The 10,322-nt window shown below is 48.3% G+C and carries 8 protein-coding genes; 2 read left to right on the forward strand and 6 right to left on the reverse strand.

Annotation, left to right across the window (positions count from 1 at the left end):
• Window position 1 precedes the first annotated feature (1 nt).
• The 5 genes from N2K84_RS16305 to N2K84_RS16325 form a co-directional block, all read right to left on the reverse strand.
• Window positions 2-592 (reverse strand): nucleotide exchange factor GrpE, encoded by a 591-nt coding sequence (locus N2K84_RS16305; RefSeq protein WP_282592896.1) that lies wholly within the window; start codon window positions 590-592, stop codon window positions 2-4.
• Between the two features lie 158 nt (window positions 593-750).
• Window positions 751-1,275 carry a TlpA family protein disulfide reductase gene (locus N2K84_RS16310; RefSeq protein ID WP_282592897.1) on the reverse strand — a complete coding sequence of 175 codons (525 nt, stop codon included), beginning with the start codon at window positions 1,273-1,275 and terminating at the stop codon, window positions 751-753.
• Window positions 1,276-1,374: 99 nt separating this feature from the next.
• A complete protein-coding gene (murA, locus tag N2K84_RS16315) occupies window positions 1,375-2,682 on the reverse strand; it encodes a UDP-N-acetylglucosamine 1-carboxyvinyltransferase (RefSeq protein WP_282592898.1) in 1,308 nt (435 codons plus the stop codon).
• A 15-nt stretch (window positions 2,683-2,697) separates the two neighbouring features.
• Window positions 2,698-3,309 (reverse strand): DUF4290 domain-containing protein, encoded by a 612-nt coding sequence (locus N2K84_RS16320; RefSeq protein ID WP_282592899.1) that lies wholly within the window; start codon window positions 3,307-3,309, stop codon window positions 2,698-2,700.
• Window positions 3,310-3,494: 185 nt separating this feature from the next.
• On the reverse strand, window positions 3,495-5,804 hold the full coding sequence (locus N2K84_RS16325; RefSeq protein WP_282592900.1) for an ATP-dependent helicase: 2,310 nt from the start codon (window positions 5,802-5,804) through the stop codon (window positions 3,495-3,497).
• Between the two features lie 27 nt (window positions 5,805-5,831).
• Here N2K84_RS16325 and N2K84_RS16330 point away from each other — a divergent pair, with 27 nt between their 5' ends.
• Both N2K84_RS16330 and N2K84_RS16335 read left to right on the forward strand, forming a co-directional pair.
• Window positions 5,832-6,002 carry a hypothetical protein gene (locus N2K84_RS16330; protein ID WP_282592901.1) on the forward strand — a complete coding sequence of 57 codons (171 nt, stop codon included), beginning with the start codon at window positions 5,832-5,834 and terminating at the stop codon, window positions 6,000-6,002.
• Between the two features lie 109 nt (window positions 6,003-6,111).
• Window positions 6,112-7,395: a T9SS type B sorting domain-containing protein gene (locus N2K84_RS16335; protein WP_282592902.1), complete on the forward strand. Its 1,284-nt coding sequence runs from the start codon at window positions 6,112-6,114 to the stop codon at window positions 7,393-7,395.
• An 80-nt stretch (window positions 7,396-7,475) separates the two neighbouring features.
• Here the strand turns inward: N2K84_RS16335 and N2K84_RS16340 are convergent, their stop codons facing one another.
• Entirely contained in the window at window positions 7,476-9,632 is a 2,157-nt protein-coding gene (locus N2K84_RS16340; protein WP_282592903.1) for an elongation factor G, read from the reverse strand.
• Window positions 9,633-10,322: the final 690 nt, after the last annotated feature.

A 10,322-nucleotide genomic window follows, 5' to 3' on the forward strand; every position in this document is an offset into this window, starting at 1 on the left:
GTTATTCGCCAATTACTACTTTGGCAAAACGAATAACCTTTTCATTAAGCAGGTATCCTTTCTGAACGACATCGACTACCTTGCCTTTTAGCTCTTCTGTCGGAGCGGGTATTTTGGTGATGGCCTCGTGCAGGTCTGTATCAAAATCCTGTTCTTTCGCTTCAATTGCTTTGACGCCGTTCTGCTTCAGGAAGTCCTGAAATTTGTTGTATATCAGGGTAACACCTTGTTTTAGCGGGTTTTCGTCTTCTGCTTCGCCAAAAGCGGTGAGCGCCCGTTCAAAGTCGTCAATCACAGGCAGAATACCCGTCAGAACCGTTTCTCCACCCGATTTCATCAGCTCCATCTTTTCTTTCAACGTCCGCTTGCGGAAATTGTCAAATTCGGCTTGTAAACGGATGTGCCTGTCCTTGATTTCTGCCAGTTCGTTTTGCAATTTTTCCAACTGTTCGTGGGTTTTATCTTTTTTGCTTTTCTTTTCATTTTTGTGTTCCGGTTCTGTTTCAGCAGTTGTTTCAGTCGCCGGCTGAGTGGTTTCGTTCAGTTCTTCAGCACCTTGTTCTTGCTCGTTGATCAATTTTTCTTCTGCCATTTTTTAAAATTTTACTTTGTCGGATTGACAGTTTACAAAAATGCTGCCATCGAAAAATAAGGGACAATTTGACACTTATTTTCTGGCTGGGCTGCCAAAAGTATAAAAAAGAAAGGCAGCACCCGTGTACTGCCCTTGATTTATCGGTTGTTGTAATGTTATTTTAATAATTGTTCCAGCGCATGTTCCAGGTTGGGGCCACGCAGGTTTTTGGCAACGATAATGCCATTTCCGTCAATTAAAAAGTTGGACGGGATGCTCCGGACTCCATACACAGCGGCGTATTTGGAGTACCAACCTTTCAGATCGCTCACATGGTATTCCCACATCAATTTGTCATCTTCGATGGCTTTCTCCCAGGCCGGTTTTGTTTTATCGAGCGAAATGCTGTAAATGGTGAAGCCATCTCCGTTTTTAAATTTTTTATTTTTGAATTTTTCATAAGCGGCCACAACGGCTGGATTTTCGCGCCGGCAAGGGCCGCACCATGACGCCCAGAAGTCGATCAGTACCACTTTCCCGTGTAGTGAGGAGAGTTTTATTTCGCTTCCCTTGATGGATTGTTCTGCAATCTCAGGTGCTTTGTCGCCAACATTCAGTCCAATTTTTACATCGTTGCCGGCTTGGCTTTGGATGAAAATCCCCAGAACAGCCACCACGATGGTTATCATTCGTTTTTTCATATTCAACTATTTAACTATTTGTGTGGCAATAATAGTAAAAAATGCGGGCAACCCCATCGGGTTTAGTCTGTCTTTTAGAATTATTAACATTCTGATTTGTTAGTCGATGCGGGTAATGGCAGCACCGACTTGGTTGAGGCGTTCATCGATTTTCTCGTAGCCACGGTCAATTTGTTCGATGTTGAAAATTTTGCTTTTCCCTTGTGCCGAGAGCGCTGCGATCAGCAAAGCCACCCCTGCCCGAATGTCGGGCGACGACATGGTGGTGCCGCGAAGCTGGAATTTTTTGTTTAGCCCGATGACCGTTGCCCTGTGTGGGTCGCAAAGGATGATTTGCGCACCCATGTCAATCAGTTTATCGACAAAAAACAGCCGGCTTTCAAACATTTTCTGATGGATGAGCACACTGCCTTTGGCTTGGGTGGCCACCACCAGGAAGATGCTGAGTAAGTCGGGGGTGAGGCCTGGCCAAGGAGCATCGGCGATGGTCATGATGGAGCCGTCGATGAAGGTTTCTATTTCGTACTCATCCTGTGCCGGGATGAAAATATCATCGCCCTGAAGTTCAAGTTTTATCCCTAATCGTTTGAAGGATGCAGGAATGATGCCCAAGTGGTCGATACCGGCGTTGGGAATGGTGATTTCGGAGCCGGTCATAGCGGCCAATCCGATGAAACTGCCTACTTCGATCATATCGGGCAGGATGCGGTGATTGCAGCCTCGCAGCTGCTCTACCCCGTCAATGTATAACAGGTTGGAGCCAATGCCGGATATGTTGGCGCCCATCATCACAAGCATTCTCGAAAGCTGTTGCAGATAGGGTTCGCAGGCCGCATTGTAAATGGTTGTGCGTCCTTTGGCCAGCACTGCAGCCATCAAAATATTTGCCGTTCCGGTTACCGAAGCTTCATCCAGTAACATGTAATTGCCGGTGAGCCTGTTTGCGGTTACGTTGAAAAAATGCTTTTCGGCATCGTAAGTGAATGATGCGCCCAGGTTCTGAAGGCCCACAAAGTGGGTGTCGAGGCGGCGGCGCCCGATTTTGTCGCCACCGGGCTGTGGGATGCAGGCCTTGCCAAAACGGGCCAGCAGCGGGCCAACGATCATGATAGAGCCGCGCAGGCTAATTGCCTGGCGGGCAAATTGTTCAGTTTGCAGATAGTCCAAGTTGAGCTCGTCGGCCAGAAAAGTATACTCACCTTTGGAAAGACGCTCGGTTTTTACACCCAGGCCAGACAGGACCTCTATTAATTTTAAGACATCCCTGATTTCCGGGATATTGGAGATTGTAACTTTTTCGCTGGTGAGCAGGCTGGCACAAATCACCTGCAGGGCTTCGTTTTTGGCGCCTTGGGGTTCAAGCGTTCCATTTAACTTTCTGCCCCCTTCAATTTGAAATGTTGCCATCTCGGAAGAACGTTTTTAGTCGTGTTTGCGGTGTTTTTTCTGGTTACGGGTCGCTACGATTGTTTTTTTACGGTTGCGGAACAGAATATCCTTGGTTTCCGTCAATCCCAGGTCGGAGCGTTGGATGCGGCCATGAGAAAGGACTTCCAGATCGGCGTAGATTTTCTCGTCGTCCACGGTGTCCTTGTTCCATACCAGGTAGCTTTTCTTCATGTGGTTTGCCAACAGCTTGATCAGCAATTCTTTTTCCTCGCCGGTTTCGTATTTGGCTGCTTTGTCTACCAACAATTCCAGGATCTTTCCGTAGTGCCGTAATTTGATTCTACCGGTCTCGTAAGGAACTCTTTTCGGAGGTTCGTTAAATGTTTCGCGTTTGGGCGGATCATAGGGATAGTCAATGTCGAGCTGAAAATCGGACATGATGGCCAGATGGTCCCATAATTTGTGTTTAAAGTCGTTGATGTCCCTTAGGTAAGGATACATGTTCCCCATGATATCGATAATGGTCCTTGCCCCGCGGTTTCTTTCGTCCCGATCCTCAATGGTCATAATATGTTCAACCATATTTTGAAGATTTCTGCCATACTCGGGCAGGGGCATTTTCTTCCGATTTGAATTGTAATCCATCTAAAATGTATAAAATAACTTTTTGAATTGTGCTTCAGGTTGAGCTAATCCGGTAATAAAGTTGATAATCAGCAGTGAAGGCGATTCTCTGCTGCAAAACTAACTTAAAATATTCAGCTGTCAAATCTTTTTGCCAAAAATCTTGTATCCTGTCGTTTGCAAGGGTTTCAGGGCTTTTCCCGATGTCATCGCATGATGCGGAGTTTGGCAAATTTCAGCAATAATTGTTTTTGTCCGGCATTCTGGAAGAAAACAGTGGCTTTCAGGTTCGGAAAGGCGCCCTCCACCTGAAGTACTTTTCCCGTGCCAAAACGCTGGTGTTCTACCATCATTCCGCTTTGGATGTCGCGCGGGTCGTCGCCATCGATGGTCTGGCTTTGCTTTTTGGCTTCGCGCAGCTTGACCAGTTTCTGACTGATGGCCTGTGTGTTTTCCACCACCGGGCGTTTTCCCGGCAATACCGGTTTCGAGAAATTGGCAGTAACCCGGGCCGCTTGAGGTTCGTTGTCGAAGTTGAAGTCGTCTTCATCGGGGATGTCGAGGTATTGTCCGTCAATTTCCGTAATAAAGCGGCTGGGGTTGCAAAAGTCGAGCTTGCCCCAGCGGTAGCGCTGTTTGGCGTAGCTGAGGTAGGCGTTTTCTTCGGCCCGTGTCAGGGCAACATAAAACAGGCGGCGTTCTTCCTCAAACGATTCAATGCTGGGGTTAGCTCCCATCGGCGCCGAGGGGAACAGGTTTTCCTCCAGTCCTACCACGAATACATTTTTGAATTCCAGTCCTTTGGATGAATGCACGGTCATGAGTGTCACCTTATCCCGATCCTCATCTTTGTCGTTGTCCTGATCGGTTAGCAAAGCCACGTCTTCCATGTAGTTGGCAAGGCTGTTTGGCAAGCCTTCTTCGCGAGCATTGATAGTGAATTCCTGAATACCGTTCAACAATTCCTGAATATTGTCAAAACGGTTGCGGCCTTCCGGGGTTTGGTCGCGGTACAGGTCTTTCATGATGCCGGTTTGAGTGGCAACGGAACCGGCCAGGTCGTAGGCGTCGGCAGTAGCGGCCATTTCAGCAAATTGACTGATGATACCTGCAAAGTCCATCAGTTTGCTTAGTGTTCCTTTGTTTAGCCCGGCCGGGTTTTCGCGTTGGCTGCGTTGTACAACCTCAAAAATACTTGTTCCTGCGGCAAGGGCAGCCTGTTCGAGTTTGCCCAGGGTGGTGTCGCCAATTCCGCGGGCCGGGTAATTGATGATGCGTTTCAGCGCTTCGTTGTCCTTTGGGTTGATCACCAACCGGAAATAGGACAGCAGATCTTTGATCTCTTTGCGTTGGTAAAATGAAAGTCCACCGTAGATTTTGTAAGGAATGTTGCGTTTGCGCAGGGCCTCTTCAAAAATACGCGACTGGGCATTGGTGCGGTACAGAATGGCATAGTCCTGATAGTGATAATGCTGGCGCATGCGCGTTTCGCTGATTTCGTTGGCCACCAGGTAGCCTTCTTCGTTATCGGTGAGCGCCGAAAAAACCTTGATGCGGTTTCCGTGGCTTTTTTCGGAGAACACATTCTTCGGGATTTGCCGTTTGTTTTTGGCAATGATGCTGTTGGCCGCGTTAACAATATTTTGGGTAGAGCGGTAGTTCTGTTCCAGCTTGAAAATATGGTGTTTGGGATAGTCCTTTTGAAAATTCAGGATATTTTCGATCCGTGCCCCGCGGAAGGAATAGATACTTTGCGCATCGTCGCCCACCACGCACAGGTTATGGTGCAGGGCGGCCAGGTTTTTCACAATCAGGTACTGGGCGAAGTTGGTATCCTGGTACTCGTCAACCAATAAGTAATCGAAACGTTTTTGGTATTTTTCCAGTACCTCTTTGTGGTCGCGGAACAGGATGTTGGTCTTCAGTAGCAGGTCGTCAAAATCCATGGCCCCGGCCAAAAAGCAGCGGCGGTCGTATTCCTTGTAAATTTCGGAGATGCGGGGCATACGGATGCTCATGTCGTATTCCATGATTTGCCCGTTTTTCTGATAAGCGGGCGGGGTGATCAGGCTGTTTTTTGCTGCCGAAATACGGCTGGCCACGACATTGGGCTTGTAGGTTTTTTCGTCCAACTGCATGTCCTTGATGATGGTACGGATCAGGCTTTTCGAATCGGCCGAGTCGTAAATGGTGAAGTTCGAAGGGAAGCCGATGACTTCGGATTCCGTTCGCAGGATACGGGCGAAGATGGAGTGAAAGGTTCCCATCCACAGGTATTTGGCAGTATTGTGACCCACGATGGCAGAAATACGTTCTTTCATTTCTTTCGCCGCTTTGTTGGTGAAGGTCAGGGCCAGGATGCTTCCCGGTTTGGCGCCTTTCTGCAACAAGTGGGCAATCCGGAAAGTCAGTACCCGGGTTTTTCCCGAGCCTGCACCCGCGATTACCAGCGAGGGGCCGTCAATATTTACAACTGCGTTGCGTTGGGCTTCGTTTAATCCGTCTAAATAGTTCATGCTAAAAATTTCTCAAAATCACGGGTTATGGCAGATATCCTGACGTTGCCGGGGGCAGTTTCCGGTATCTTTTCCGGTGTTCCGGGATGTGGCGCAATTTTCAAATTAATTTTCAAAATTATAACCTATTTTTCAGAATCAAGGTTCGGTGTGCTTATAGTTTTCAACAATCTTTCAGCCGGGCGCTTAATCGGCTGAAACCTCCGGGCCTGGGATTTCCGGATCTCACAAAAAATCAAATCACTGCAAAAGATAAATCAATTTTATGCGTTAATATTGTAATTAAATCAATTTGATACGTCATAAAATGAATTTACATCCGATCAGGCTTGTTATTTTACTGTGTTTTGCGCTGTTGTTGAACGGAAAAACACAGGCACAACTTACGGCCAATGCCGATGCCGTGTTGCCAACGGAATATAGTAGCGGGCCGCAAGATCAAATGTATTTCTTTTGTTCATCCCCGGGTGAAAATCCGGCTTCGCTCACCGCTGCGTTTTCGGGCGGAGGAGGTGCTACCTTTGACTGGTTCAAATACAACCCGGCTAGCGGAACGTTTGATGCGTATGTTTCGGACAATTCCGGAGCGACTTCTTCAACCCTTACCATTTTGCCGGACGGTGGCTATCGTGTAAATGTTACTTCGGGCGGAATTACAGAAACCTACACGGCCTGGGTGTTCAATAATTGGTACACTGCTACGGCAGAAATCAGCGAAACTACCTGCGATTATTTCCAGGTGCAGGCGGTCTTTGAAGGTGTGAGCCTGGTGTATTATGACTTGGGCACTGGTTCACCCAAAGAAATTTTTAAAGATGTGAAGGTTCGGTGGACAGTAGGCGGCGACCAGGTGGCAACCGTGCTGAGTCCGCAGATTTTCAACCCGCCACCACGAAACACCGACTACTTGCTGACGGTTTATGACCGTCTGGGCTGCGAGGTACAGGTTCCGTTAAATTATCAGTCGATCGTTACAAAGGCTTCTTTCACGGCGAGTCCCATGAGTGGGGAAACTCCCTTGCAAGTTGCATTTACCAGTACTTCCGAAAATGCCGATCAGTATGAATGGTTCTTTTTCCGCGATTTGGATGAAATGAAGCTCGAAGCGGAACAAACCGGTTCGGTATCCGACAGTATTATGGACCGGGCCATTGATGCCAATCCGGTGTATGTGTACCAGAATTCAGGCACTTATGGGGTGAAGCTGGTGACCACGAAAAATTCGGAATTCGGTGCGTGTACCGACACCGTTTATCTGGACGATTATCTGGTTGCCGATTCCTCGTTTGTTGAGGCGCCGAATGTGTTTACCCCGAACGGCGACGGCGATAATGATCTGTTCGTGGTGAAATACCGGTCGCTTAAGCAAATCAGTATTAAAATCTTCAACCGGTGGGGGAAAGAAGTCTTTGCCTGGGAAAATAATAATGTCCAGAGCTTTGATGCTTCGGTGGCCGAATCGGTTTGGGACGGAAAGATTGGTGGACGGCTGGCCAGTCCCGGCGTATATTATTATGTGGTGGAGGCACGTGGCCGCGATGACAAAAAGCGCAATGCGCATGGTTTTGTACATCTTTTTAGAGAGAAATAAAAACAGAAAACCCCGAAGTGGCTAGCTCCGGGGTTTTTCAATTTAGTTTAATCAGTAAATTATAAAGGATTAGAATTGGTCTATTCTTCGTCCTGTTCAGCAGCGTAGGTGGCGAGCAGTTCGTCCTGTACTTCCTGAGGCACTTTCTCGTATCCGTCAAACTTGATGCTGAAGCGTCCGCGTCCCTGTGTGATGGAACTCAGTGAAGTGGAGTATTTGTACATTTCTTTTAGCGGCACTTTGGCATTGATTTTTTCGTAACCTTTTTCGCTGCCCATACCCATAATCAGCGCCCGGCGTCCTTGCAGGTCGCTCATGACGTCGCCCATGCGTTCGCTTTGCACCATCACTTCCAGGTCGTAAATCGGTTCCAGGATTTTTGGTCCGGCTTCCTTGAAGGCTTTCGAGAATGCGTTGCGGCCAGCCAGTTTGAAGGAGATTTCGTTGGAGTCAACCGGGTGCATCTTGCCATCGTACACATACACGCGGATGTCGCGGGCATATGATCCGGTTAACGGGCCTTCTTCCATCTTTTCCATAATCCCTTTCAGGATAGCCGGCATGAAGCGTCCGTCGATCGATCCGCCGACAATGCAGTTGTGGAAGATCAGTTTGCCGCCCCAGCTCAACGGATATTCCTGGGTGTCGCGGACCGACAGCTTCATGTCCTTTCCGTTAATGCTGAACGATGTTTTCGGGTCAACCCCTTCCACGTAGGGTTCAATCATCAGGTGTACCTCGCCAAACTGGCCGGCGCCGCCCGATTGCTTCTTGTGGCGGTAATCTGCCTGAGCCGACTTGGTGATGGTTTCGCGATACGGGATTTTGGGCGTTTTAAATTCGATTTCAATTTTGAAGATATTTTTGTAGAACCAGTTCAGCGCGTTCAGGTGGTACTCGCCCTGGCAGTGCACGAGCATTTGTTTCAGTTCTTTGGAGTACTCCACGCGATAGGTTGGGTCTTCGTCGTGCAGTTTCTGGAACATTTCGCCCACTTTCTCATCGTCGGCTTCGTTCACGGCTTTCAGGGCCACGGTGTGCCGCGAGGTCGGGAACTCAATGGGTTTGAAGGTGTAGGCTGCTTCTTTTTCGCTCAGCGTATGGTTCACTTTTGTTTCGCGCAGTTTCACGGTGGCGCCTATGTCGCCGGCAATCATTTCGGGCACTTTGACGCGGTTTTTCCCGGCGGCCACAAAAATCTGCGAGATGCGTTCTTTGTTGCCCGACTTGGAGTTGGTCAGGTCCTGTCCTTCTTTTACGGTGCCGCTCATCACTTTGAAGTAGGTGATTTCGCCCACGTGCTGCTCAATCGATGTTTTGAAAACGAATAGCGCAGTAGGGGCCGCGGGGTCCATTTTTACCTGCTTGCCGTTAAGTTCGGGAACTTCCACTGCTTCGGCAGGCGATGGGGTGATGTTGGTGACAAATTCGAGCAAGCGCCCCACGCCCATATTGTGTTTGGCGCCGGTGCAGAATACCGGGAAAAAGCTGCGGGCAATCATGCCCAGTTTGATCCCCTGGCGCATTTCATCTTCGGTAAGCTCGCCTTTCTCGAAATACAGCTCCATCAGGTTTTCGTCGTTTTCGGCGGCCATTTCCACCAGCTCGTTGTGGAGCTCGTCGGCACGTTCTTTTTCGTCGGCGGGAATTTCGAGCACTTCGGGTTTGCCGCCATCTGCCGGGTATTTGTAAAGCTTCATCTTCAACACATCAATAATGGCGTTGAAGCCAGGGCCTGCATTTACCGGGTATTGTATCGGGGTAACTTTGTTTCCGTAGATGTTTTTCGCCTGATCGAGGGTTTGCTCGTAGTTGGCGTTTTCGTGGTCGAGGTGGTTAAAAACAAAGATCAAGGGTTTGCGGGCGGCAGCGGCATAACGGCCAACAGCTTCGGTGCCCGACTCAATGCCGTGGGGGGTGTTGATCACCAGCAGGGCGCTGCCCACCACGTGCAAGGATGAAATAACGGCCCCGCGAAAATCGTCCATCCCCGGGGTGTCGATAATATTGACTTTTTTATTGTTTACTTCTGCATGAAGAACGGTTGAGAAAACCGAGTTGCCATAGTCTTGCTCGATAGGGTGATGGTCGGATACCGTATTTTTGGCATTTACCTCACCTCGGCGGTTAATTACTCCACCCTCAAGCAGCATGGCTTCCGCGAGGGTGGTTTTCCCACTGCCGGCATTGCCAATCAAAGCAATGTTCCGGATTTCACTGGTCGTATATACTTTCATGGTGTCAGTTTTTATTGGTTAAAAATCTCAGTTTTTGGTTGATTTTACCGTGGAAGTCATCAAAATTAGTAATAATTACTTAACAAACAACCGCGCTGTATTTGGGCAAATATGTTATTAAAATGTTTTTGAAATCGGTTGTTGTAGTTGGATTAAATAATTTGTTTATGTAAGGGTTTTGGCTTTTTTCTCTGTCATGACAGATAGGCGCCCTCTTTTCGTTTGGCGGAACCATGGCGGCGTGCCACGCTTTCACTTTTCAGTTGGACAGGCAATGGCGGCATGCCACGCCTCCACTTTTTGGTTGGACAAGCAATGGCGGCATGCCACACCATTACTTTTCCTTGGGCGGGAGCTTCATTAAATGATGAAGCCTTCCTTTTTCAGATTTCCGGCTTTCATTAAATCTTCAAACCATCACCTTTCGGTTGGTGGAGGCATGAAGAAATCTTCACGGCTTCCTTTTTCTCTTTTTGGGCGTTTGAAGAAATCTTCACGGCCTCCCTTTCCTCTTTTTGGGCGCTTGAAGAAATCTTAACGGCCTCCCTTTTCAGTTTTGCGGGCTATGCAGAAATCTTCATTGTTCCTCCACTCTTTTCCCCAAGGCATGAAGATATCTTTACGGCTCCACTTTTCAATTTTTCGGCTTTTAAGAAATATTTTGAATATGTTTTGTAAATTGGGGTGCGG

Source organism: Gaoshiqia sediminis (assembly GCF_025907915.1).
GTDB lineage: Bacteria > Bacteroidota > Bacteroidia > Bacteroidales > Prolixibacteraceae > Gaoshiqia > Gaoshiqia sediminis.